Annotated in this window: 17 protein-coding genes, 2 tRNA genes, 3 rRNA genes and 3 pseudogenes; 17 read left to right on the forward strand and 8 right to left on the reverse strand. The window is 40.8% G+C overall.

Features of this window, described 5'->3' with window-relative positions:
* The first annotated feature begins 56 nt into the window (after nt 1-56).
* The 9 genes from FSZ17_RS03295 (at nt 57) to tsaD (ending at nt 8,638) form a co-directional block, all read left to right on the forward strand.
* Nucleotides 57-1,607 (forward strand): 16S ribosomal RNA (locus FSZ17_RS03295).
* A gap of 215 nt (nt 1,608-1,822) precedes the next feature.
* Nucleotides 1,823-4,757 (forward strand): 23S ribosomal RNA (locus FSZ17_RS03300).
* 67 nt (nt 4,758-4,824) lie between these two features.
* Nucleotides 4,825-4,941, forward strand: a 5S ribosomal RNA gene (gene rrf, locus FSZ17_RS03305).
* The 16S, 23S and 5S rRNA genes sit together here with 2 tRNA genes alongside, the layout of an rRNA operon.
* 161 nt (nt 4,942-5,102) lie before the next feature.
* Nucleotides 5,103-5,176: transfer RNA gene (locus tag FSZ17_RS03310), tRNA-Met, on the forward strand.
* A 3-nt stretch (nt 5,177-5,179) separates the two neighbouring features.
* Nucleotides 5,180-5,256: transfer RNA gene (locus tag FSZ17_RS03315), tRNA-Asp, on the forward strand.
* A gap of 735 nt (nt 5,257-5,991) precedes the next feature.
* On the forward strand, nt 5,992-6,447 hold the full coding sequence (gene tsaE, locus FSZ17_RS03320; RefSeq protein WP_057776254.1) for a tRNA (adenosine(37)-N6)-threonylcarbamoyltransferase complex ATPase subunit type 1 TsaE: 456 nt from the start codon (nt 5,992-5,994) through the stop codon (nt 6,445-6,447).
* The gene (gene tsaB, locus FSZ17_RS03325; protein WP_057776255.1) at nt 6,444-7,148 is read left to right on the forward strand and encodes a tRNA (adenosine(37)-N6)-threonylcarbamoyltransferase complex dimerization subunit type 1 TsaB; all 705 of its coding nucleotides are present in this window, start codon (nt 6,444-6,446) and stop codon (nt 7,146-7,148) included. Before tsaE ends, tsaB begins: the two co-directional genes overlap by 4 nt.
* Before the next feature lie 18 nt (nt 7,149-7,166).
* On the forward strand, nt 7,167-7,616 hold the full coding sequence (gene rimI / locus FSZ17_RS03330) for a ribosomal protein S18-alanine N-acetyltransferase (RefSeq protein ID WP_057776256.1): 450 nt from the start codon (nt 7,167-7,169) through the stop codon (nt 7,614-7,616).
* Nucleotides 7,616-8,638 (forward strand): tRNA (adenosine(37)-N6)-threonylcarbamoyltransferase complex transferase subunit TsaD, encoded by a 1,023-nt coding sequence (gene tsaD, locus FSZ17_RS03335; protein ID WP_057776257.1) that lies wholly within the window; start codon nt 7,616-7,618, stop codon nt 8,636-8,638. Before rimI ends, tsaD begins: the two co-directional genes overlap by 1 nt.
* Nucleotides 8,639-8,868: 230 nt before the next feature.
* On the opposite strand, the gene FSZ17_RS03340 is transcribed toward tsaD, so the two are convergent.
* Entirely contained in the window at nt 8,869-10,791 is a 1,923-nt protein-coding gene (locus tag FSZ17_RS03340) for an ABC-F family ATP-binding cassette domain-containing protein (protein ID WP_057776258.1), read from the reverse strand.
* Nucleotides 10,792-11,248: 457 nt separating this feature from the next.
* On the opposite strand from FSZ17_RS03340, the gene moaC reads away from it, so the two are divergent.
* Together moaC and FSZ17_RS03350 are read left to right on the forward strand one after the other, a co-directional pair.
* Complete coding sequence (gene moaC, locus FSZ17_RS03345) at nt 11,249-11,737, forward strand: cyclic pyranopterin monophosphate synthase MoaC (protein WP_057776259.1); 489 nt, start codon at nt 11,249-11,251, stop codon at nt 11,735-11,737.
* Nucleotides 11,738-11,763: 26 nt separating this feature from the next.
* The gene (locus FSZ17_RS03350; RefSeq protein WP_057776260.1) at nt 11,764-12,411 is read left to right on the forward strand and encodes a redox-sensing transcriptional repressor Rex; all 648 of its coding nucleotides are present in this window, start codon (nt 11,764-11,766) and stop codon (nt 12,409-12,411) included.
* Nucleotides 12,412-12,484: 73 nt separating this feature from the next.
* Here the strand turns inward: FSZ17_RS03350 and FSZ17_RS03355 are convergent, their stop codons facing one another.
* Together FSZ17_RS03355 and FSZ17_RS03360 are read right to left on the reverse strand one after the other, a co-directional pair.
* Complete coding sequence (locus tag FSZ17_RS03355) at nt 12,485-12,691, reverse strand: YdiK family protein (protein WP_057776261.1); 207 nt, start codon at nt 12,689-12,691, stop codon at nt 12,485-12,487.
* Nucleotides 12,688-13,419: a CPBP family intramembrane glutamic endopeptidase gene (locus FSZ17_RS03360; RefSeq protein WP_057776262.1), complete on the reverse strand. Its 732-nt coding sequence runs from the start codon at nt 13,417-13,419 to the stop codon at nt 12,688-12,690. Before FSZ17_RS03360 ends, FSZ17_RS03355 begins: the two co-directional genes overlap by 4 nt.
* A 258-nt stretch (nt 13,420-13,677) precedes the next feature.
* On the opposite strand from FSZ17_RS03360, the gene groES reads away from it, so the two are divergent.
* A complete protein-coding gene (gene groES / locus FSZ17_RS03365) occupies nt 13,678-13,962 on the forward strand; it encodes a co-chaperone GroES (RefSeq protein ID WP_057776263.1) in 285 nt (94 codons plus the stop codon).
* Between the two features lie 63 nt (nt 13,963-14,025).
* The gene (gene groL, locus FSZ17_RS03370; protein WP_057776264.1) at nt 14,026-15,651 is read left to right on the forward strand and encodes a chaperonin GroEL; all 1,626 of its coding nucleotides are present in this window, start codon (nt 14,026-14,028) and stop codon (nt 15,649-15,651) included.
* Between the two features lie 83 nt (nt 15,652-15,734).
* Here the strand turns inward: groL and FSZ17_RS03375 are convergent.
* The 3 genes and pseudogenes from FSZ17_RS03375 to FSZ17_RS24170 all read right to left on the reverse strand — a co-directional run.
* A pseudogene (locus tag FSZ17_RS03375) lies at nt 15,735-15,869 on the reverse strand (site-specific integrase); the annotation flags it as partial.
* Between the two features lie 58 nt (nt 15,870-15,927).
* Nucleotides 15,928-16,101 carry a hypothetical protein gene (locus FSZ17_RS23260; RefSeq protein ID WP_156416280.1) on the reverse strand — a complete coding sequence of 58 codons (174 nt, stop codon included), beginning with the start codon at nt 16,099-16,101 and terminating at the stop codon, nt 15,928-15,930.
* A gap of 339 nt (nt 16,102-16,440) precedes the next feature.
* A pseudogene (locus FSZ17_RS24170) lies at nt 16,441-16,654 on the reverse strand (tyrosine-type recombinase/integrase); the annotation flags it as partial.
* Nucleotides 16,655-16,811: 157 nt separating this feature from the next.
* On the opposite strand from FSZ17_RS24170, the gene FSZ17_RS03385 reads away from it, so the two are divergent.
* On the forward strand, nt 16,812-17,594 hold the full coding sequence (locus FSZ17_RS03385; protein WP_057776265.1) for a hypothetical protein: 783 nt from the start codon (nt 16,812-16,814) through the stop codon (nt 17,592-17,594).
* Nucleotides 17,595-18,142: 548 nt separating this feature from the next.
* Here FSZ17_RS03385 and FSZ17_RS03390 read toward each other — a convergent pair.
* Nucleotides 18,143-18,395, reverse strand: a pseudogene (locus FSZ17_RS03390) (tyrosine-type recombinase/integrase); the annotation flags it as partial.
* Between the two features lie 252 nt (nt 18,396-18,647).
* Here FSZ17_RS03390 and FSZ17_RS03395 point away from each other — a divergent pair.
* Together FSZ17_RS03395 and FSZ17_RS03400 are read left to right on the forward strand one after the other, a co-directional pair.
* Nucleotides 18,648-21,449, forward strand: a complete 2,802-nt coding sequence (locus FSZ17_RS03395; RefSeq protein ID WP_057776267.1) for a hypothetical protein — start codon at nt 18,648-18,650, stop codon at nt 21,447-21,449.
* A gap of 65 nt (nt 21,450-21,514) precedes the next feature.
* The gene (locus FSZ17_RS03400; protein ID WP_057776268.1) at nt 21,515-22,129 is read left to right on the forward strand and encodes a hypothetical protein; all 615 of its coding nucleotides are present in this window, start codon (nt 21,515-21,517) and stop codon (nt 22,127-22,129) included.
* A 367-nt stretch (nt 22,130-22,496) separates the two neighbouring features.
* Here FSZ17_RS03400 and FSZ17_RS03405 read toward each other — a convergent pair whose 3' ends face one another.
* Nucleotides 22,497-24,269, reverse strand: a complete 1,773-nt coding sequence (locus FSZ17_RS03405) for a PhoX family protein (RefSeq protein ID WP_057776269.1) — start codon at nt 24,267-24,269, stop codon at nt 22,497-22,499.
* 1,053 nt (nt 24,270-25,322) lie between these two features.
* Between FSZ17_RS03405 and FSZ17_RS24070 the strand changes: the two genes are divergently transcribed.
* Nucleotides 25,323-25,592 (forward strand): DUF6294 family protein, encoded by a 270-nt coding sequence (locus tag FSZ17_RS24070; RefSeq protein ID WP_407643440.1) that lies wholly within the window; start codon nt 25,323-25,325, stop codon nt 25,590-25,592.
* Nucleotides 25,593-25,717 lie beyond the last annotated feature (125 nt).

Consider the following 25,717-nt stretch of genomic DNA (forward strand, 5'->3'; position numbering starts at 1 on the left):
GTCAACGTTAATTCAAAGTCTTTTTATAAGACATTTTTAAGAGCTAATCTTACTCTTTATTGGAGAGTTTGATCCTGGCTCAGGACGAACGCTGGCGGCGTGCCTAATACATGCAAGTCGAGCGGACTTGTGAGAGCTTGCTCTCGCAAGTTAGCGGCGGACGGGTGAGTAACACGTGGGCAACCTGCCTGTAAGACTGGGATAACTTCGGGAAACCGGAGCTAATACCGGATAATTCTTTTCTACACATGTAGAAAAGCTGAAAGATGGCCTAGGCTATCACTTACAGATGGGCCCGCGGCGCATTAGCTAGTTGGTGAGGTAACGGCTCACCAAGGCAACGATGCGTAGCCGACCTGAGAGGGTGATCGGCCACACTGGGACTGAGACACGGCCCAGACTCCTACGGGAGGCAGCAGTAGGGAATCTTCCGCAATGGACGAAAGTCTGACGGAGCAACGCCGCGTGAGTGATGAAGGTTTTCGGATCGTAAAACTCTGTTGTTAGGGAAGAACAAGTACCGTTCGAATAGGGCGGTACCTTGACGGTACCTAACCAGAAAGCCACGGCTAACTACGTGCCAGCAGCCGCGGTAATACGTAGGTGGCAAGCGTTGTCCGGAATTATTGGGCGTAAAGCGCGCGCAGGTGGTTCCTTAAGTCTGATGTGAAAGCCCACGGCTCAACCGTGGAGGGTCATTGGAAACTGGGGAACTTGAGTGCAGAAGAGGAAAGTGGAATTCCACGTGTAGCGGTGAAATGCGTAGAGATGTGGAGGAACACCAGTGGCGAAGGCGACTTTCTGGTCTGTAACTGACACTGAGGCGCGAAAGCGTGGGGAGCGAACAGGATTAGATACCCTGGTAGTCCACGCCGTAAACGATGAGTGCTAAGTGTTAGGGGGTTTCCGCCCCTTAGTGCTGCAGCTAACGCATTAAGCACTCCGCCTGGGGAGTACGGCCGCAAGGCTGAAACTCAAAGGAATTGACGGGGGCCCGCACAAGCGGTGGAGCATGTGGTTTAATTCGAAGCAACGCGAAGAACCTTACCAGGTCTTGACATCCTCTGCCAACCCTAGAGATAGGGCGTTCCCCTTCGGGGGACAGAGTGACAGGTGGTGCATGGTTGTCGTCAGCTCGTGTCGTGAGATGTTGGGTTAAGTCCCGCAACGAGCGCAACCCTTGATCTTAGTTGCCAGCATTCAGTTGGGCACTCTAAGGTGACTGCCGGTGACAAACCGGAGGAAGGTGGGGATGACGTCAAATCATCATGCCCCTTATGACCTGGGCTACACACGTGCTACAATGGATGGTACAAAGGGCTGCGAGACCGCGAGGTTAAGCGAATCCCATAAAACCATTCTCAGTTCGGATTGCAGGCTGCAACTCGCCTGCATGAAGCCGGAATCGCTAGTAATCGCGGATCAGCATGCCGCGGTGAATACGTTCCCGGGCCTTGTACACACCGCCCGTCACACCACGAGAGTTTGTAACACCCGAAGTCGGTGGGGTAACCGTAAGGAGCCAGCCGCCTAAGGTGGGACAGATGATTGGGGTGAAGTCGTAACAAGGTAGCCGTATCGGAAGGTGCGGCTGGATCACCTCCTTTCTAAGGATATATAGAAGTATTTCATACTTCTTAAATAAGACGTTTCTTGTTCGTTCAGTTTTGAGAGAATAATCTCTCAAAACTTTTGTTCTTTGAAAACTAGATAATGAAATGAAGAAGAATAACCGAGTAATCGCCATTTTAGTTTTCTCTCTTATTTATTCATTGAGTAAGAGTACAAACCATGAGGACAACGTTAATCGTTGGCCGAAGTAGGTTAAGTTAGAAAGGGCGCACGGTGAATGCCTAGGCACTAGGAGCCGATGAAGGACGGGACTAACACCGATATGCTTCGGGGAGCTGTAAGTAAGCTTTGATCCGGAGATTTCCGAATGGGGGAACCCCCTATCCGTAATGGGATAGGATCTTTACCTGAATACATAGGGTATTGAAGGCAGACCCGGGGAACTGAAACATCTAAGTACCCGGAGGAAGAGAAAGCAAACGCGATTCCCTGAGTAGCGGCGAGCGAAACGGGATTAGCCCAAACCAAGAGGCTTGCCTCTTGGGGTTGTAGGACACTCTACACGGAGTTACAAAGGAACGAGGTAAATGAACAGGTCTGGAAAGGCCGGCCATAGAAGGTAAAAGCCCTGTAGTTGAAACTTCGTTCCCTCCAGAGTGGATCCTGAGTACGGCGGGACACGTGAAATCCCGTCGGAAGCAGGGAGGACCATCTCCCAAGGCTAAATACTCCCTAGTGACCGATAGTGAACCAGTACCGTGAGGGAAAGGTGAAAAGCACCCCGGAAGGGGAGTGAAAGAGATCCTGAAACCGTGTGCCTACAAGTAGTCAGAGCCCATTAACGGGTGATGGCGTGCCTTTTGTAGAATGAACCGGCGAGTTACGATTACATGCGAGGTTAAGTTGAAGAGACGGAGCCGCAGCGAAAGCGAGTCTGAATAGGGCGAATGAGTATGTGGTCGTAGACCCGAAACCAGGTGACCTACCCATGTCCAGGTTGAAGTCCAGGTAACACTGGATGGAGGACCGAACCCACGCACGTTGAAAAGTGCGGGGATGAGGTGTGGGTAGCGGAGAAATTCCAATCGAACTTGGAGATAGCTGGTTCTCTCCGAAATAGCTTTAGGGCTAGCCTCATGTAGTAAGAGTCTTGGAGGTAGAGCACTGTTTGGACTAGGGGCCCTCATCGGGTTACCGAATTCAGACAAACTCCGAATGCCAAAGACTTATCCATGGGAGTCAGACTGCGAGTGATAAGATCCGTAGTCAAGAGGGAAACAGCCCAGACCACCAGCTAAGGTCCCAAAGTATACGTTAAGTGGAAAAGGATGTGGAGTTGCTTAGACAACCAGGATGTTGGCTTAGAAGCAGCCACCATTTAAAGAGTGCGTAATAGCTCACTGGTCGAGTGACTCTGCGCCGAAAATGTACCGGGGCTAAACGTATCACCGAAGCTGTGGATTGACATCTACGATGTCAGTGGTAGGAGAGCGTTCTAAGGGCGTTGAAGCTAGACCGTAAGGACTGGTGGAGCGCTTAGAAGTGAGAATGCCGGTATGAGTAGCGAAAGATGGGTGAGAATCCCATCCACCGAATGCCTAAGGTTTCCTGAGGAAGGCTCGTCCGCTCAGGGTTAGTCGGGACCTAAGCCGAGGCTGAAAAGCGTAGGCGATGGACAACAGGTTGATATTCCTGTACCACCTCTTTACCGTTTGAGCAATGGGGGGACGCAGGAGGATAGGGTAAGCGCGCTGCTGGAATAGCGCGTCCAAGCAGTTAGGCTGCAAGCGAGGCAAATCCCGCTTGCATAAAGGCTGAGCTGTGACGGCGAGGGAAATAAAGTACCGAAGTTCCTGAATCCACACTGCCAAGAAAAGCCTCTAGCGAGGGAAAAGGTGCCCGTACCGCAAACCGACACAGGTAGGCGAGGAGAGAATCCTAAGGTGAGCGAGAGAACTCTCGTTAAGGAACTCGGCAAAATCACCCCGTAACTTCGGGAGAAGGGGTGCTCATTTGGGTGAATAGCCCGGATGAGCCGCAGTGAATAGGCCCAGGCGACTGTTTAGCAAAAACACAGGTCTCTGCGAAGCCGTAAGGCGAAGTATAGGGGCTGACGCCTGCCCGGTGCTGGAAGGTTAAGAGGAGGGGTTAGCGCAAGCGAAGCTCTGAATTGAAGCCCCAGTAAACGGCGGCCGTAACTATAACGGTCCTAAGGTAGCGAAATTCCTTGTCGGGTAAGTTCCGACCCGCACGAAAGGCGTAACGATCTGGGCACTGTCTCAACGAGAGACTCGGTGAAATTATAGTACCTGTGAAGATGCAGGTTACCCGCGACAGGACGGAAAGACCCCGTGGAGCTTTACTGTAGCCTGATATTGAATTTCGGTACAGCTTGTACAGGATAGGTAGGAGCCTTGGAAGCCGGAGCGCTAGCTTCGGTGGAGGCATCGGTGGGATACTACCCTGGCTGTATTGAAATTCTAACCCGCACCCCTGATCGGGGTGGGAGACAGTGTCAGGTGGGCAGTTTGACTGGGGCGGTCGCCTCCTAAAAAGTAACGGAGGCGCCCAAAGGTTCCCTCAGAATGGTTGGAAATCATTCGAAGAGTGTAAAGGCATAAGGGAGCTTGACTGCGAGACCTACAAGTCGAGCAGGGACGAAAGTCGGGCTTAGTGATCCGGTGGTTCCGCATGGAAGGGCCATCGCTCAACGGATAAAAGCTACCCCGGGGATAACAGGCTTATCTCCCCCAAGAGTCCACATCGACGGGGAGGTTTGGCACCTCGATGTCGGCTCATCGCATCCTGGGGCTGTAGTCGGTCCCAAGGGTTGGGCTGTTCGCCCATTAAAGCGGTACGCGAGCTGGGTTCAGAACGTCGTGAGACAGTTCGGTCCCTATCCGTCGTGGGCGCAGGAAATTTGAGAGGAGCTGTCCTTAGTACGAGAGGACCGGGATGGACGCACCGCTGGTGTACCAGTTGTTCTGCCAAGAGCATCGCTGGGTAGCTATGTGCGGAAGGGATAAGTGCTGAAAGCATCTAAGCATGAAGCCCCCCTCGAGATGAGATTTCCCATAGCGTCAAGCTAGTAAGACCCCTGAAAGATGATCAGGTTGATAGGTTTGAGGTGGAAGCGTGGTGACACGTGGAGCTGACAAATACTAATCGGTCGAGGACTTAACCAAATTGATTACTCGATTTCTTCTTCAACATTATCTAGTTTTGAGGGAACAAAACCTCAATTTTATACAGTCTAGTGGCGATAGCGAGAAGGTCACACCCGTTCCCATCCCGAACACGGAAGTTAAGCTTCTCAGCGCCAATGGTAGTTAGGGGCTGTCCCCTTGTGAGAGTAGGACGTCGCTAGGCTTGTAATAATATTATTGTCGCGGGGTGGAGCAACGAAGCGTTACTTCACTGAATAATCTGCGAGTTGTACCGATCGAGCTGCTGCTTGAATCAGCTTTCTGAGATCGGGACAGTCCTACTACTATTTAGTAGCATGGGAAAAATGCAATAAATACTATTGTCGCGGGGTGGAGCAGTCCGGTAGCTCGTCGGGCTCATAACCCGAAGGTCGCAGGTTCAAATCCTGTCCCCGCAATATGGTCCGGTAGTTCAGTTGGTTAGAATGCCTGCCTGTCACGCAGGAGGTCGCGGGTTCGAGTCCCGTCCGGACCGCCATATACATATTACAGAAATACAACGAAACTAAGTTTCGTTTTTTTTATGTTTAATGTTTGCACTTTAATAAGAAGTCCGACCTAAAGTTGGAAGGTTTCCATATTAATGTTCAGCATTTTTTGCTTGGTATCATAAAATCATGTAAACTATACAAAGAAGATATTCCTTAGGATTTATCCTAAGGTTTTTTTGGCTATAAGGAAAGTTTAAGTTTATCACAGATTAACGGGCAGTAAGACCCCCACTACAAGGTTGCGAGAGAATCAAAGAAACCTAAGTGGGGGATCGACTGCCCGTAAAGGCCCATAAAATGAACACAGACTAAAAGCGCCACATCGTGTGGCAACGTCTGCGTGACCCACTTCCTGTGGGCCGCAACTAACCATCAGTGGGGGATGAAAGAAAACCCCTACTGATGGAAGTTTCACTTTATTAACATGCTAAAGTAAAATTGAAATTTTGTTTATGTCTCTGCTAAAAATGTTACATAAGAAAGACTAGGGCATCCGCCGGAAGGAATTGGCGAATACCAAGTCTTTCTAATTCATTCAGATGGAATTGAAAGTAAATGAATAGCGGTGTGAGAAACAAAGATAATTTCATGCTGATAATATGATTAAAAGATAAATTAACTTCATTGTTATTGCTATAAGGAAAGTCTGCGGGTAGAAGAATGTAACATTATCAGCTAGTGTATATATCATTTTAAGACAAAATAAAGGTGATACAGTTAAAATGAAACCATTTGAATTTATTTCGAGTAAACCTGAAGAAACCATTGAATTTTCTAAAAGTCTTGCGAAGCTACTAAAGGCTGGGGATGTTATTGCTCTTGAAGGCGACCTTGGTGCGGGGAAGACAACTTTTACGAAAGGTTTGGCCCTTGGATTAGAAATTAAAAAAAATGTAAACAGTCCCACCTTTACAATTATAAAAGAATATCAAGGCAGATTGCCTCTATATCATATGGATGTGTATCGAGTAGAGGATTCATTTGAGGATCTTGGGTTTGATGAATATTTTGATGGTAATGGCGTAACCGTTGTGGAGTGGGCGCATTTAATTGCTGAGCAGCTTCCTGAGGAGCTATTAACGATTTATTTATATCTTGGTGAAAATGGTTCAAGAAGGCTTGTTCTAGAACCAAAAGGACAAAGATATGAGGAGCTATGTAAGGAGATATTATTATGAAGGTTCTTTCAATCGATACATCCAATTACACATTAGGTGTTGCACTATTAGATGGAGATCAAGTAAAAGGGGAATATATTACAAATTTAAAAAAGAATCATTCCGTAAGGGTCATGCCAGCTATAGAATCTTTAATGAATGATTGTGATATGAAGCCTGCTGATCTTGAAAAAATTGTTGTGGCAAAAGGGCCAGGTTCTTATACGGGTGTGAGAATTGGGGTTACAATAGCAAAAACATTAGCTTGGACATTAAACATTCCTTTAGTTGGTGTATCAAGTCTTGAGGGGTCTGCAGCATCAGCTGGCAGATATTTTGATGGATGCATTTCTCCACTATTTGATGCGCGCAGAGGACAAATTTATACTGGCCTATATCAGTTCCAGCAAGGACAATTATATTCAATTCAGAAGGACCAACTTTTATTATCAATGGATTGGGCAGCTATTCTAAAAGAACGTGATGAAAAAATACTTTTCATCGGCAATGATTTACCAATTCATCAACCTATTATTGAAGAGATTCTTGGAGACCAAGCAGTATTTGCTGAAATCACTGAGCAAAATCCTCGCCCATCAGAACTAGCATTATTAGGACGGGATAGAGATGGAGAGGATATTCATTCTTTTGTTCCAAATTATATTCGTTTAGCTGAGGCAGAATCAAATTGGATCAAAGCAAATAAAGAAAAAAAGATTTAAGGATAAGGAAGTAACAATATGAATAAATCTTTAACTTTTCGATTATTGAATGAAAATGATGTTGATGAGATCCATGAAATTGAGCTTGCATCTTTTTCTATGCCGTGGACGAAAGAGGCATTTTATAATGAATTTACACAAAATAAATTTGCTGTTTATGTAGGCTTAGAAGATGACGGGAAAATCATTGGCTATTGTGGTGTATGGATTGTCCTTGATGAGGCTCATATTACAAATGTTGCGATTCTGCCTCAATACCGCGGGATGAAACTGGGTGAAGCCTTAATGAGAAATGTAATGGAGGTAGCCGCCAATAACGGAGCTAAGACGATGACTCTTGAGGTCCGTGTTACCAATCATGTCGCGCAATCTCTTTATCGCAAGCTAGGATTTCAAGATGGTGCAATCAGAAAGAATTATTATACAGATAATCAAGAGGATGCTTTAGTAATGTGGGTGAATTTATAATGGGAAAAGATCAATGGATAATGGGAATAGAAACAAGCTGTGATGAAACATCAGTAGCAATTGTTAAAAACGGACGGGAAATTGCTTCAAATGTAGTAGCTTCACAAATAGAAAGTCACAAACGATTTGGAGGCGTTGTTCCCGAAATTGCTTCACGTCATCATGTGGAACAAATAACGATTGTGCTTGAAGAAGCATTAAATCAGGCTAATATTAGCTTTGCTGATTTAGATGCGATCACAGTAACAGAAGGTCCTGGATTAGTGGGAGCACTTCTTATCGGTGTTAACGCAGCCAAAGCGGTCGCTTTTGCACATGGAATTCCATTAATCGGGGTACATCATATTGCAGGCCATATTTATGCGAATCGTCTCGTTGCTGAGATGGAATTTCCATTGCTTTCACTTGTTGTTTCAGGAGGACATACAGAGCTTGTCTTTATGAAGGAGCATGGACATTTTGAAGTAATTGGTGAAACTAGAGATGATGCTGCAGGCGAGGCGTATGATAAAGTTGCAAGAACTTTAAGCCTGCCTTATCCTGGAGGACCTCATATTGATCGTCTTGCTCAAGAAGGAGAGCCTATCATCCCTCTACCAAGAGCATGGCTAGAGGAAGGATCCTATGATTTTAGTTTTAGTGGATTAAAATCAGCAGTTATCAACACAGTCCACAATGCGGAACAGCGTGGGGAAAAGATATCCCCAGAAGATTTGGCAGCAAGCTTTCAACAAAGCGTCATTGATGTGCTCGTAACAAAAACGGTTAATGCAGTTCAGGAATATAAAGTAAAACAAGTATTGTTAGCTGGCGGTGTGGCTGCAAATAAAGGTTTACGTGCCGCTTTGCAGGAAGTTTTTGAAAATTCAACAGATATTCAGCTCATTATTCCGCCTCTATCCTTATGTACGGACAATGCAGCTATGATTGCTGCAGCAGGGAGTATCTTATTCGAAAAAGGGATTCGGTCAACGATGGCACTGAATGCCAATCCAGGCCTCGATATTTCTATCCACAACTAAAACATTGATAGGTAATAGTCCTCATTAAATGGGGACTATTTTCATGTGGATAAAAATAGGAATACACGTATTTAATTGTGTATAATGTGGATAAAAACACAATAAATTGTGGATAATGTGGAGAAGTCTGTGGAATCCCTCTATTTCAGTCCATTATATGTGAATATTTTTGTGGATAAGAAAAAGACCAAGAGGGAGAATCTCCTGGTCGATTTTCTAAAAATCTTTCATTAATCAGCAAGTACTGTCCACTCTTCAACTAATGCTTCTAATTTAGCCTTCGTTTCGTTATTCTCTTTTGTAATCTCCATGACTCTTTCATGGTCTTGATACACATCGGGTTCGCAGAGGAGTTGCTCAAATTCAGCAATTTTCATTTCTAACGCTTCAATTTGTTTCTCGACTTCTTCTAGTCTTCTTTGTCTCTGTCTTTCAATTTTTTTAGCTTCCTTATCCATTTGATAAGAGCTTTTTTCTTGATTTACTTGCTGTGGAGAAGAAGGAATTTTAGATGAAGCCAGTGTTTTTAACTCTTCTTGTTCTTGCTTTTTTTCAACATAATAATCGTAATCACCTAGATATTCAGTCGCTCCCTTTTCACTAAGCTCAAGAACTTTGGTTGTAATTCGATTAATAAAGTAACGGTCGTGGGATACAAATAGAATGGTACCAGGGTAATCAATTAATGCATTCTCTAGAATTTCTTTACTATCTAAATCAAGATGGTTTGTAGGCTCGTCCAGGATTAAGAAATTAGCCTTTTGCATCATTAACTTAGCTAAGGCTAGACGCGCCTTCTCACCTCCGCTTAATGTTGAGACTGTTTTTAAGACGTCATCTCCAGAGAAAAGAAAGTTACCTAACACGGTCCGAATTTCTTTTTCTGGTTTTAGTGGATAATCGTCCCAAAGCTCGTTAAGCACACGCTTATTCGATGTAAGCTCAGCCTGTTCTTGATCGTAATAGCCAATAGCTACATTTGAACCGAAGTTCAGATCACCTTCAAGAAGGGGCAGCTTGTTGATAATAGTTTTTAAAAGTGTGGATTTGCCAATTCCGTTTGGACCAACAAGGGCAAAGCTTTCACCCCGAGTGATACGGAAAGAAATATCCTTTGAAATCATCTCTCCACTATAACCGACAGCAACAGAATGAGCCTTCAATACTTCATTCCCTGATTGTTTATCAATTTGGAATCCAAATGAAGCTGATTTTTCATCACCAAGTGGACGATCCATTAGGTCCATTCTTTCTAGCTGTTTTCTTCTGCTTTGCGCTCTTTTTGTCGTGGAGGCTCTCGCTAGATTACGCTGAATAAAATCCTGCAGCTTAGCTACTTCTTCCTGCTGTTTCTCATAGAGCTTCATTTCGCGTTCATAGTTTGCGGCCATTTGGTCAAGATAGGAGCTGTAGTTCCCTAAATATTTTCGAATTTGATTTCTTGATAATTCATACACCTGTGTAACGACTTTATCTAAAAAGTATCGATCATGGGAGACGATTAGAATGGCTCCATCGTATCCTTGTAAATATTGCTCTAGCCAGGATAATGTATCAATATCTAAATGGTTCGTAGGCTCGTCCAATATTAATATATCGGGTTTCTTTAATAACAGTTTTCCTAAAGCAAGCCTTGTTTTCTGTCCGCCGCTTAATGTAGATATTTTTGTATCATAACTAAAGGATTGGAAATTCAATCCGTGAAGGACAGAGCGGATGTCTGATTCGTATTGATAGCCTCCTAATTCTTTAAATTGAACCTGCCGTTCGTCATACTCTTTTAAAATTCGATCATAATCTTCCTGATTTGCCATTGCTTCAGGCTCAGACATTCTCTCTTCAAGCCTGCGTAAATTCTTCTCGAGCTTTTGCAAATGATCGAATACAGTTAGCATTTCGTCCCAAATCGAACGCTCGGATTCAAGGCCTGTATTTTGTGCTAGATAGCCAATTTCTACTTCCTTTGGCTTGATAATATCTCCAGAATCATGGGACATTTGACCAGCAATAATTTTTAAAAGTGTGGATTTACCGGCTCCATTGCGTCCAACAAGGGCAATTCTGTCGCGAGTTTGTACTTCAAGCTTTATATTCGATAAAATAACTTCGGCACCGAAGTTTTTTATTAATTGATTGACTTGTAATAAAATCATTTTTTTTCACCTCTATGTTATAGAGATAGTGTAACCCATTCATATATGATGGGCAATAAAGGAGTGTTTGTGTGAGAAGCACTCTCTTAAAATTTTTTATTTACTGTGTGGTTATCGCAGATTAACGGGCAGTAAGACCCCCATTTCAAGGATTCGCGTATGCAAAGAAGAGTAAGTGGGGGATCAACTGCCCGTAAATGCCCGATTGGTTCAACTAACCATCAGTGGGGGATGAAGGCCGACTAAGAACGCCACGTCCTGTGGTAACGTCGGCACTAGCACGTCCTGTGCGTCGAAAAACCCCCACTGATGGAAGTTTCACTTTATTTAAACATATAATTTCTCTATAATAGTCGTGTTAGTAAGGATTTCCTAATCAAATCTTATTTGTGAAAAGCCTTACAATGTTTACACATTTGGATAAAAATAGTGTATGATTTGATTGTGAGGTGTTATTATGACTGAGTTTACACATTTTAATCAAGAAGGCAGAGCAAAAATGGTCGATGTTAGTGATAAGCCGGAAACGGTTCGTACGGCGATTGCTCACTCAAGTATTACAGTTAATAAAGAAATATATGAAAATATTGCTTCGAATAAAATGAAAAAAGGCGATGTACTTGCGGTTGCCCAGGTTGCGGGTGTAATGGCTTGCAAGAAAACGTGGGAAATCATCCCTATGTGCCATCCGATTCCACTAACTGGAGTGGATATTTCATTCTCATGGAAGATTGTACAAGATGAGTACATACTTTTTATTACTGCTACTGTCAAAACAAAGGGTAACACAGGTGTAGAGATGGAAGCGCTAACAGCTGCATCTGTATGTGCGCTTACCGTATATGATATGTGTAAAGCGGTTGATAAAGGGATGGTTATCGGTAAAACGTATTTAGTTGAAAAAACTGGTGGTAAGAATGGAGATTTTAAGCGAGAGATTGAATAGTTAGAATTTGGAGAGGAGATACATATATGGCAAGTGAATCAATGAAAATTCCACAAGCAACTGCAAAACGTCTCCCTTTATATTATCGTTTTCTTAAAAATTTGCATGCTTCTGGAAAGCAGAGGGTATCATCGGCAGAATTAAGTGATGCTGTAAAGGTTGATTCTGCAACGATAAGAAGGGACTTCTCTTATTTCGGAGCTTTAGGGAAAAAGGGGTATGGGTATAACGTCAATTACTTGCTCTCTTTTTTTCGGAAAACTTTGGATCAGGATGAACTGATAAAGGTAGCCCTTATAGGGGTTGGTAATTTAGGGACTGCGTTCTTGAATTATAATTTTCTTAAAAACAATAATACGAAAATTGAAGTTGCTTTTGATGTGGACGAGGGGAAGGTTGGAACCCATATTAGTGATGTCCCTATTTTTCATATGAATGATCTTGAAAAAGTCATCCAAGATCAACAGATTCAAGTAGTCATATTAACTGTTCCTGCTCCAGCAGCCCAATCAATTGCGGACAGAATTGCTCAAAGCCATGTGAAGGGCATTTTGAATTTTACACCAGCCCGGCTTTCGGTTCCACCTACAATTAGAATTCACCATATCGATTTAGCAGTCGAGCTTCAATCACTTATCTACTTTTTAAAGCATTATCCAGCAGAAAATGATTAATGCTTTCTAGAATCTAAGGCTGTAGCAATCATAATCCATATCCTAACCAAAAGAAATGAGCCTCCACGAAGGCTCATTTTTTTGGTTGACTATTTTTTATTTTAAAGTGAAACGCAACCAATCGTAAGCCTGTACCTAAGTCCATGGTTGCTATAATAATGAATAGATAGGTAAACATTCCCCAGGTTTGTTCATTTTGAGTATTCTGGATTGCCATTAGGGTAAAGAGGATTCCAAGAATGATATAGATAATGCCTGAAAACAATGGTGTCCTTTTCATAAAAATCCTCCAATAAAGCTTTGAATTTTTTCCATATCCTTAAGCCAGTTTTCAATATTGTCTTTGTTTAGCTGCAGGATGACGACGAATGTATTCATTGCCACATGGGCAAAAATCGGTACGATGATGCGCTTTGTTTTGACATAGAGAAAGGCAAATGTAAAACCCATTGCAGAATATAAAAGGATATGTTCGATTTCGGCATGGGCAAGCGCGAAAATAACAGAGCTAATTAAAGCTGCCAGAAAAAAGTTCATTCTCTTGTGGAGCGAACCGAAAAGGATTTTTCGAAAAACAATTTCCTCTAAGATGGGACCGATCACAGAGCTGACAATGATGATGATAGGTGAAGCTTGAATAAGCTGCATAATTTGCTGTGTGTTTTCAGAGCCCATTTCAATTCCAATTAAGCTCTCAATATTGGCTGCAATCGTTTGTGCGAAAAAAGCAAGGAAAACACCGCCAATGGCCCACGTAATAGAAGAAGCAGCAGAAGCTGAATTCCTCATTAAAGTGTGATCTTTCATTTCTTTTCGCAGCAATACTAAAGTGATGATTAATGTAATGGTAAAGCTGATCACAATCCATGAAGTTACCGAGATAATCTCCATTTCCTGCATACTTTTTCCTAAAAGGGTTCCGATATAAGCAACGAGCGGAACTCCAATGACGCCTGATAATTGCATGGTTATATAAACAATGAGAATGATCCAGTATTCTTTTTTCACCAATTTATCTCCTTATTAATAGTGTACACTAAACTACATTTTACTCATAAAAAGGTACATGTTTCAAATAGTACACTCAAAATGAATTTTTGAATCTAAACTTAACTATCGGTGAGGACATATAATTTTTTTTTGAAAAAATTGAGCTTCACTCTTGCAAATAGATAGGAGATTCTTTAATATATTAATTGTGTTAGCACTCAAGGTTAGAGAGTGCTAATAAAATAAATTACATATTTATTGAGGAGGTTGTTTCACTTGTTAAAGCCACTAGGTGATCGAATTATTATCGAGCTTGTTGAAACTGAAGAAAAAACTGCAAGCGGCATCGTTTTGCCGGACACTGCTAAAGAAAAGCCTCAAGAAGGCAATGTTGTTGCTGTAGGAACTGGCCGCGTTCTTGAGAACGGTGAGCGTGTAGCCCTTGAAGTTGCTGAAGGCGACCGTATTATCTTCTCAAAATATGCTGGTACTGAAGTGAAGTACGAAGGCAAAGAATATTTAATTTTACGCGAAAACGACATTCTTGCTGTTATCGGCTAATACCCGCACAGCTTATACATTTTAAGAAAAATTACTTTAAATATTTTGAGGAGGTTTTTATTCATGGCAAAAGAGATTAAGTTTAGTGAAGATGCTCGCCGCGCAATGCTCCGCGGTGTTGACGCTCTTGCAGATGCAGTAAAAGTAACTCTTGGACCAAAAGGACGCAACGTGGTTCTTGAGAAGAAATTTGGTTCTCCATTAATTACAAATGATGGTGTAACAATTGCGAAAGAAATCGAATTAGAAGATGCTTTCGAAAACATGGGTGCAAAGCTTGTTGCTGAAGTTGCTAGCAAAACAAATGATGTTGCTGGTGATGGTACAACAACTGCAACAGTTCTTGCTCAAGCTATGATCCGTGAAGGTCTTAAAAACGTAACAGCTGGCGCAAACCCAATGGGTATCCGTAAAGGTATCGAAAAAGCGGTTGCTACTGCTGTTGAAGAGTTAAAAACAATTTCTAAACCAATCGAAGGCAAAGAGTCAATCGCACAGGTTGCTTCTATTTCTTCTGATGATAAAGAAGTTGGCGAACTAATCGCTGAAGCTATGGAGCGCGTTGGTAACGACGGAGTTATCACAATCGAAGAGTCTAAAGGCTTCACTACTGAGCTTGATGTAGTAGAAGGTATGCAATTCGACCGTGGATATGCTTCTCCATACATGGTAACTGATTCTGATAAGATGGAAGCAGTTCTAGATAATCCATACATTTTAATTACAGATAAAAAGATCACAAGCATTCAAGAAATTCTTCCAGTTCTTGAGCAAGTGGTTCAGCAAGGCAAGTCATTATTACTTGTTGCTGAAGACGTTGAAGGTGAAGCACTTGCTACTTTAGTAGTGAATAAGCTTCGCGGAACATTCAATGCAGTTGCTGTTAAAGCTCCTGGCTTTGGTGACCGTCGTAAAGCAATGTTAGAAGATATCGCTATCCTAACTGGCGGTGAAGTAATCACAGAAGAATTAGGCCGTGACCTAAAATCTGCAACAATCGAATCTTTAGGCCGTGCTTCTAAAGTTGTTGTTACGAAAGAAAATACAACAATCGTTGAAGGTGCTGGAGACAGCGCGCAAATCGCTTCTCGTGTGAACCAAATCCGTGTTCAATTAGAAGAGTCTACTTCTGAATTTGATAAAGAAAAATTACAAGAGCGCTTAGCTAAATTAGCTGGCGGTGTAGCAGTTATTAAAGTAGGTGCTGCTACTGAAACAGAATTAAAAGAGCGCAAGCTTCGCATCGAGGACGCATTAAACGCTACTCGTGCAGCTGTTGAAGAAGGAATTGTATCTGGTGGTGGAGTTGCTCTACTTAACGTATACAATAAAGTTGCTGCTCTTGAAGCAGAAGGCGATATCGCAACTGGTATCAACATCGTATTACGTGCGATGGAAGAGCCTGTACGCACAATCTCTCAAAATGCTGGCCTAGAAGGCTCTGTTATCGTTGATCGCTTAAAGCGCGAAGAAATCGGAACAGGCTTCAACGCAGCTACTGGCGAGTGGGTAAACATGATCGATGCTGGTATCGTTGACCCTACGAAAGTAACTCGTTCTGCACTTCAAAACGCTGGTTCTGTTGCTGCTATGCTTCTAACAACTGAAGCTGTTATCGCTGACAAGCCAGAAGATAAGCCTGCAATGCCTGATATGGGTGCTATGGGCGGAATGGGCGGCATGATGTAATCTGCCTCTCAATCCCTTGATATGACTGGGTTTGTTGGTAAGATGAGAGTGGTTTGCTAACATTTTGCTAACATTGAGGTAAATTAACGGAGGCTTCTCATGAGTTCAGCGAACTTTTGAGAGGCTTCTTTTTTCATTTCTTGGGTGACGTGAAGGTACACGTTTTTCGTAATCTGATCATCGGTATGACCAAGCCTGTCCATAATTTGTTCGAGTGATACACCTGCCTCGGCTAGAAGCGATGTATGTGTATGGCGTAAAGAATGCGGTGTTAACTCAGGATTTTAGGTCAGCAATTTTAAGTAGCCTTACCATTCTGTTTTGTACAGTCTTGATGACAATGGGATTACCGTATTGTCGTTCCATTTTTGCAAAGATAAAGTCCTCATTATGGTAAGTATCCCCTAACCGCTTGACGACTTCATCTTGAACATTTTTATGTTCCCTCAAAGCGCCTATTACCTCTTCATCGACAATGATTTTTCGTCGTAATTTTCTAGTCTTTGGTGTAACAAGCTGATATTCCAAAGTATTATTCGTGGGATTGTAATAGGTTTTGGTGATGCTAATCGTCTAATTTTTGACCAACTAAGCACATACCTAGGGGTATATCAATATGAAAAAAACAGTATATAGTTTTTTTGCATGGAATAGAAATATTTTTAAAAAGCTAAACACCGTTACATCAATATGTCTGCCATTACCATCCAAGCCATGTGATGTGTGCAGTTAATAATATTTATGGCTTATTAATAAACCTGTAAACAAATGCTAACATTTCTCTTCCGATTAGAGGCTTCTCATTAATTGAGCAAATTTATGAGAAGCCTCTTTTTTCATTTCTTTCGTAACATGAAGATAAACGTTCTTAGTAGTTTCATCATCACAGTGACCTAATTGATCCTCTAAGGCGTACTCTCGCTTTTGCAAGTAACGATGTATGCGAATGGAGCAAAGTGTGAGGTGTCAGCTCTGAATTTAATTCTGCTAACTTCAGTAATCCCAAGTAAGAACCCTTCGTTGTCAGCATAAACTCCCATACTGCTGAATAGATGGAATTTGAATATACGTGAATACGCACGATAAATAAAGATATCTCGTATATTGACTATATGGTGTATACGTGATATACTTAGGATAATTAAGAAAAGGAGATGATGATGTTGGTTATAAAAGATGACGATAACACGTTAAACCGTATTGCCACTGCCCTTGAGGAAATTAATGTTACATTAAAGCAGATATTAGGAGAAAGAACTCCAAATTTACTGCAAAATGTTCAGAATACTTCGTTTGGTTCACTTGAATTGGAATTTTTCTCAAATATTACTCAGGTATATGTGGAAGAAGAAAGAATTAAAGTCGAGAAGAACTTAAAGAGAAAGTCAGCCGTTCGAGTTTCAAATGAATTAGGAATACGTATGGTAAATTTCTTTAATAGGCATTTAACAAATTTAACCGCATTAACATATGATGGATACATTCTTTTTAAGAAGGAAGATGAAAATAAAGCACTTTTCCGCTTTCAAACTGATCTAGGTTTTAATAGAGGCGAAGCCTATTACGATGCTATTAAGCATGGAGTGGAACTTGCTAAAAAATTGGGGGTACCAATTTCAAACCTTTTCTTCATGATTGGTTCAATTCATAACAGCATTGACAATTCTCATGTAAAAAAAATATTAGGTACTACTGATATTCCAGACAATTCAATATTACTTTCCCCTTCTTATCATGACTTATTGGTAAAGTACCTTAATGCTTATATTGAGTCTATACCGTATTTAGTTAATCCACATAAACAGATCTTTTTACTTACATCCTCTGTTCATCCTAACGTACTTGCGTGGGAGATTTTTAATAAGAACCAAAGTATTCCGCAAAATATTAAGTTTTTAGAGCCATCTGTTACAGAGTTGATTAAGACTCTTGAACTGATTTAATGGGGGGAGCATACGTGCAAAATTTCATGGCCACTAATAAAGGTAAAAGATATAATGTATTTGAAAGAAATCTACTTGATGATTAGAAAATGAAGCAAAAAAATTAGCAAAAAATATGAATCGAACTATTGCGGGGATTAGTAAACAACTTGAAATAAGGATTGGTAAATACTGGACAAAAATTTTTTAATGAAGGAAAAGACTAAATTAAAAGCATGGACCTGTTGTCCATGCTTTTATGGTATTTAAATATAAGTTTAGGTTTAGCCATAAGTTTTCAATAATTAATCCCATTAAACGATATGCTAACATATTTGCTAAAGTAATCAAGTGAAAATGGTAAATTACCGTTAAAGTTGTTACATCTCAGATTCTGCAAAACCTTAATATAACGCACTTTTTGCACATATCGTTAAAGATATTACACACTCTCAGCTTACGGGCGGCATGATGTAATTTAACATTAAAAATCCTTATATATCAGGGGTCTAAAGGCGAAAATATCATTTTAGGTGCCGAAAAGGTGCCTGAACCTTTTCGAATAAAAATTAGAGGCTTCTCATTAGTTGAGCAAACTTTTGGGAAGCTTTTTTTTCTGTCTTTTGTAATGTGTAAATAAACTTGCGTTGTCGTTTCATCTTCTGTATGACCAAGTCGATCCATAATTTCAAGTAATTCAACACCAGCTTCTGTTAACAAAGAAGTATGCGTATGTCTTAATGTATGTGGTGTTAACCGTTTGTTAATAGAAGTTGTTTTCTTTAACAAGCTTTCCTTCCGATTTTCTATTGTCTTAATAAATTTACCAATATGAGGAAAATGGGTTAAAAACCAGCAAAATAATAATATTTATTTTTATCATAGGCCATAAATTTTTTTCTTGAATAAACGCGAAATCCCTGTTGAATTTCTTTACCATATAAGTCAAAAATCACGAGAATAATAAACAAAAAAGTCAAAATTTCCTATATTAATAGCAAGAAGATTAAAGTAGTATGATACCTGTAGTTTAGAATTTTCAAAATAAAACAAAAGAGAGGAGTAAATTTTACAGTGAAATTTAAAGTATTTATCCATTTGTTGCTAGGGATTATGTTGGTTTTATCTACTGTTTCTCCAGAAATTGTCCTAGGAAAAGGGAATGATAGGAGCAGTTCTACTAAAGTAGAGGCAGAGACATCACAATTGCCGGATCAAAATGCGAAACAGTTAATAAACGAGGCAATGGAACAAATTGAAGCATTTCCGGAACCTCAGGAAGTTCCCAAAAATCATAAACGAGTAGAATACGCGCTTTTTGAATTACAAGCTGCTGTTGACGGCAATTTTGAAACAAACAATGCGATAAAGTCCTCAGAGTTTTTTGACCACAGCCTGAACTCATTGAACATCCTTGAAAACCACCCTCAGACTCCATCAGATAAAATAGACCCAGTCATAGATAAAGTTATTTCAGCAAACAGAATTGTTACCGATAAGCTTCTGACATTGCTTGAAAGCAATACAGAAATGTTTGATAAAAAAGTTCAAAAACTGTTAGAGGAAGCCCATAAGGACTATGAAAAAGGCGTAGATTTTGAAACTAAAAATAACAGACAACAATCGATTCATTTTTACAAAAAAGCATGGACAAGCGCTCAAGAGCTAAAAGAAAAAGCAAAGCGAATTCTTGACTCGGATGGGGACGGTTTGCTGGATGAAGTAGAAAAGAAGTTAGGAACTAACCTGCAGGAAAAGGATACCGATCATGACGGATTGCTGGATGGATTTGAAATTTTACAGCAATATACCTCTCCGCTTAAGAAAGATACAAATAATGATGGGACGCCTGATGGGGAAGAGGATACCGATCAAGACGGTTTAAATAATTTCCAAGAACAAAAAGCGGGCACTAATCCGGTCTTAAAGGATAGTGATGCAGACGGTTTGGATGATCATTTTGAATTAGTGGAATTCGGTACCTCCCCATTATTGAAGGATACCGATCATGACGGGTTGGACGATGCCGGTGAATATCATGCTGGAAGCGATCCTCATAAAAATGATTCGGACCATGACCGGCTATATGATGGGCTTGAAAGCTTTACCCAAACCTTTACCGAAAAAGAATCAGGTGTAGTCCTTGAAATCAGCGGAATAGGGGATCTATCACGAGCTGTTAAATTGATCAATGTTTCAGATCAAGTGATTTTCCAAGATGTTCCCGGAGCTGTTTCAGAGTTTGTTGATATTTCTTTAAATCAGGAATTTGAACACGCAACAGTTAAGATCCCGATTGAAAAAAGCGACATCCCGAATGGCGACCTTGAAAGTGTGAAGATGTATATTTATGATAAAGAAAAGCACACATTCACCCCACTTGAAAAACAAAAAGTGGACGCTGAAAAGGGATATATCATCGGAGAAACGACTCAATTTTCCGTCTTTACGCTTATCTATACACCTCAGTGGGAAGAGGCACAGCAAAATGAAGCTAGCAGTATAAAGACAAGCGCAGCCGGTTTATCCTACACCATTACCAATGATCCGGAAGTCGACGATTCGGATGGAGATGGATTGACTGATGAAGAGGAATTGTCCTATGGAACGCTGGTGTATTACCATGATTCGGATATGGATGGCCTGGATGATGGAAATGAACTGGATATGGGATTCAATCCATTTGAAGAAAATGCAGACGGGGATTCATTTACGGATCTTGAAGAGTTTAATAACAAAACTGACCCAGATATCTACGACAAGGAATGGACCGATTATATTCAGGAACTGCTGCTAGGGGCGTCGGTGAACGAATTTGCTTCAACACTGGTCGATTGGGGCTGGATGGACGAGGAAACCTATGACTCTGTTGCCTTCCTGCTTGGGCAATTGGTTGCGGGGTACCTTGCGTATGGGGATATCGTTGAAGCTGCAGCTGAATTCACTCAAGCAGATGTCGGTGCTGGATTGTTCGCCCTCTTTGGCTTTATTCCGGCTGTCGGTGATATTGGAAAGACCGTTGAAAAAGTCGTGAATTTCGTTAAACGGGTACCTAAAAACATCATCGCTGGGACCTATGAGATGATTCTTAAAAACTTTGCTGATCAACCAAAATTATTCTCAGCTATCCTTGATGCCATAACAGGCGGAGCATCTAAACAATTAAGAGATATGGGCTCTTCTGATAAAATGATAGCCCAGCTAGGGAAGAATGGAAATGATCTTAAACGAATAGCGAAGCTAACAAGAGCCAAATTTGGTGACGAAACACTTAATGCGGCGCAAAAAGCAATCATTGACCGGAAGATTCGCGATCACTGGGGAACCAATCTGACCGCCAGAAAAAGAGCGGAAGCGTTTGGTACCGAAGCGGCCATTTGGTACTACGAACTGCTGGGGTATAAGCTTTTATATGCCCAGCGGGATAAAGATCCAAGGGTGAAGGCGCGCACGGGTCCAGATATTATCATGAAAACCCCATCCGGCGAGCTATTCATCATTGAAGCCAAAGGCTCCTACTCTAAAAACGGGAAGTTGAATGATGGCAAAAAACGAGGGGTGCGCTTGGCCTCAAAAGTCAGCGGGCAATACCGTCTATATTTATCGAGGGAATGGTTGACAACCAACAGCGAAAGGTACATGGATAAATTTGAAGATGCTATCCGAAACAATACCATATCCCCAGAAGAGAAAGAGGCCTATGATCTATTAAAAGATGTGATTGATAATGGGGCATCCTACAAGAGTTCAGTTGTGTATGGAGGTATTCGGGATGCCAAGTCTGTCATCGAGGCGGGGAAAGAAATGGATGACTACCTCGAAAACATTCTTAAGGATACCGACGCAATTGATTTTATTTTAATTCACAGCATTTAAACGAAGATTTAAGCAGGAAGGAAGGAGAAGCTCCTTCTTTTCCTGCATTTGTGAGGTGATCATATATGTCCAAAGAAATAAAAATAGATGCCAACAAGCTGAGTCAAAAGGTTGAGTTTCTCGATTCAGTTGGCTTGAAGTCGTGGTCTGATTACGAGGCATATGCAAGATGTTTATCTTTTTTTGATGAAAAAGAAAAAGCCGCAGAGTATTTTATAGAGGCAGCGAAGCTTATTGAAAAACCAATAGCTGTCTTTGAAAAGAAGAACCAAAAAGAATACAGCCGTTTAAAATTGGTTCAAGCCAATTATTACCGCCTGGCAGGGGAGAGAGAGAAAAGTATGCAACAATATAGAGAACTCTCGAACCTGCTGGAGGACTTATTTCATTATGGTGGGGACAAAGAACAAAGTGAAGGAGTGTTAACAAATCTCAGTTATTGCCATTTCTTTCTTTCAGACTACGAGAAGTCGATCTTTTTTGGAAAGAGGGTAAAAGAATGGGTTCCAATCTCACTGGGTTTTTCAGAAGGAATTTTCTATGATGATCAAGTAAGAATCGAAGCCACAATGGTCGATGTAATAGAAGACTTCAAAAGAGAAAAAAGTCTGCTTTATTATACAGGAGCAGAGGTTTCATTGTGGGACTGGTATGAGATTGGGAAAGATTTGCTAGAATGATTTCTGCTGATTCTTTTTATTGGCCCAAAGGGAGTTTAGTTGGACAAATTAACTATTATTTTCAGCAGGACCTGCAAAGTTATCAAGCTGGATTTAAAGAAGGTAGTTTTATAAATCAAGTAGAAAATTAAAATTAGAGCTTTCGGCATGATGTAATTTAACTATTCATCTTTGAGATTATGGTTAAGTGCTTTTTTCGACCAACCTAAGAACTGGACAAGTAAATGATTTATTTCTCAAATATAGACTACTTCCTAAAAATAGGGGGTAGTCTTTTCAGTAGTAAATTATCATTAAATTTAAATAAAAAAGGAATCTAATCTATTTTGCTTAGAGTAGATTCCTTTTTTATTTTATTATTAGCAAGTTATTGATTGTCTTTAATATCTTTTCCGTTATTGCCAAGAGAAGGCAGACCAGAAATATAACCTACATTTCCTGGGCTTTGAGAACCAGCCATTAGATAAGTAAAACCATTTAAGTTATCAATTGCTTGGATACCTGTTACTTCTCCGCCATCAGGAGCGGAAAGAATACGTGACAGTTTCTTTGTATCAACATTATAAGCCCAACCAAAGTTGTTGACATGATTGCCGCCATCCTCTGCAATAAATAAAGTTCTCATTTTTTCAGAGTATACGATATTATCAGGGTTAGCAATTTTATCAACGTTTGCTTTGTTACCATCCTCATCCTTCACAGGGAGGTCTTCTCCCATTAGCAGACCAGCCATTTCATTTGCTACATATTTACTGTCAATTTTATTTCCGTCACCGTCTTTTTGATTTTCAGCTAAATTCAGTTCATAGATGCCGCCAGCATTAATTTTAGGGACATGAATATCATCTGTAGGATCAGTAGGATTTGCTGTCATTCCACCGCTAATTGTAGACATGGTCATATATAATTTGTTATCAGCCTTATTCATTTCTACTGTTTCCATTTTGTTGAATTCAGCTGTTGCTCCTTGAAGGGCCCCATAACGGCGTGATTCTAGGAAGGCTGCTGCTTTTTCCATTCCAGGTTTAACCTTTAACCATTCATCTCTTCCGCCTGCTTTTGTTCTTGTGAATCCATTTGCTTTTGCGTATTCTGCATTTGTAGTAGTTTCAAAGATATCACTGAATTTTGTGCTTTGCGCTAATTCCTTAATTTCTTTATCAGTAGCGTGACCTAATTTAATCCATTCTAACTTCGCGGACCCGCCATTTTCTTCACCTGTTTGAATCCATTTTGCCGCATATAAAGAACCTGCTGATAAGTTTTTAGCCTGATCAGCGACATACATAAATGCCATAGTGTAGCTGCCGTCATCACCAAAGTAAACAGTACGATTATCTGGTGCTACTTTTACATTTTCAATGGAAAGACGCCCCATACTATAATGTTTTACTGCAGTAGCTTTACCTTTTTCATCAATTGAGACTTCTGGAACATAGCCGTATAGATAAGGATTACCAATGGCAGTTGGATCTTGATAATAATTACGTGCAAACTGGGTAACGGAAGATTTTTCAGGATTTGCTTCATGTGCTTTTGCATCAGGCTCATATTCCTCGCTGCCTAAATGTGTATTCCATGGAGATAAGGAACCTGCGCAAGGAGTCCAAATTCCGCCATCAGCTGAAAAATCAATTGGGGTAATATCTGTAACAGTTAATTCTCCAGTTTCTTTATTTTGTTCTACTGTATTTAACATCATCGTTTCGGACATGTTTCCTAGTTCACTAGAAGGCAGACTTTCATAATGATTCACCATATATAATTTTCCATTTACCTTTAAAAGAGTGTTACTATCTGGAGCAGAAGAAATATAAGGTGTACCATCAGCTTTTGTAATCATCTTTCCATTTACATCGTAAGTCGCACCTGCAATTTTCCCGTTAATCACTTCACCAGGTGTGAACAAGGACTTATATTCAAGAGGCAAAGTTTGTTGAGTACCATTTTTGTATGTAACTTTAACGGATGCTTCACTGTACATTTTGGAACGTTCTTCATTCGTGTCAGGAGCTGCCATTCCTATAAACTCTACTTTTTCTACTGGAATGTTTTTACTAGATTCGGCAAATACATTCGCAGCTGTTGGGAATAGAACAGCTAAACTCAATAATGGAGCAACATATTTTACTTTTTTCATATTAATACCTCCGTTTTATTCATTTTTTTGAAAGTTCAATTTAATTATAGAAAAGCAATGTAAAGTTAGCGTGGTGAAAGTATAAATATTGTAGAATGAAGCAAAAACAGGATTTTTGGTCTATTTTTTTGAAGGAATGCCTCAAATTTTTTGTGATTTTAATGAAAAACATGAGTGAATGTAGTGCTAATAGAATAGGGTTGTTAGAATCATAGGGATAAAATCATGAGTAATGTTGAAATATTTCCTTTACTTATCTTTGCAAAGCAATTGAAAGTGGTTTAATAATCTCTAAGTATTTTTGATTAGTAGTCTATAAGAAATATAAGAGAAGGTAAGAGGGGTTTGGGGATCTCGAAAAGAATGTAATCGACCTCAAAAGGAAAAAAGTCCAATGGAAGGATGAGATGGAGGCGAACAGTGCCAGGCACTGTTCGCATTGATCTTCTTCACTCTACGCCAAAACAAGCTTAAAGAAGTGGGCGGAGTAGGATCGTCTACTGATTTAATAAGGGTTGTTTCTTCAGCTTGATATTTTATGTTCGTCCTTTTACAAAGTCACCTGTACTATACTTTTTATTAAACAAGACCATTGATGCTATAAATGTTAGGTATTTACACAATTTTGCATAGACAATCATCTAAAACTTTTACAGTTTAATATAATGGTTTTAAATTTATTAAGTAATTAAAGGAGAGATATTTATGCAGTATCACTTTTATCCTTTTCGACCTCATGGTGATCCTATGTTCCAAGATGTTCCTCCTGCAAGCGGCTCCTATTATGTACCTGGATCTTATTCTGTACCTAGCTCCTTTTATGTACCAACCTATTCTGTACCTGGCAACTATTCTAAACCCGGCTCCTATTACGTACCTAGATCTTATTCTGTACCTGGATGTAAAAAATGCAGGGATCTCCCACCAATAGATGTTGAGAGCTTGCCAATTGACGTCTCTACTGAGATGGAGTATGTTGACGAATGGGACATTCATAACAGGCAGCCACTTGTGGTGACGTGGCCGGGATCTCTCCGCAGGGGCGATTGTACGATGGAGGATAGAAAGCTTACCCTCTTTCCTGACGGAAGGGCCGTGTGGTATGCTCGAGTGAAGTCAAGTGGTTCAGGTGATGCATGGGTATTTTACGGTGGAATCTCTCTTAAAGACAGAAACGGCGCTGTACTTTGGACTAGTCCAAAGCTCGTAGGACCCCAAAATATGCCGGAAGACCGTTGGATAGAATGGAACCAGGAGTTCCCCTACCCAAAAGTTTGGTTTAGACATTTTGGCAAAGCAACAATTCACAAGCCGCACTGCTGACACAACGATAGTCGTTACTTCTGGGATGCACACTTATAGGTTTTGCCTAAAAACATGGAATAAGAGCTGATAGCTGTGTAAAAGGTAAAGAAAAGTCTCCTCACCCAATGCTCATAAAAATGCTC

The organism is Cytobacillus dafuensis (genome assembly GCF_007995155.1).
Classification (GTDB): Bacteria; Bacillota; Bacilli; order Bacillales; family Cytobacillaceae; genus Cytobacillus; species Cytobacillus dafuensis.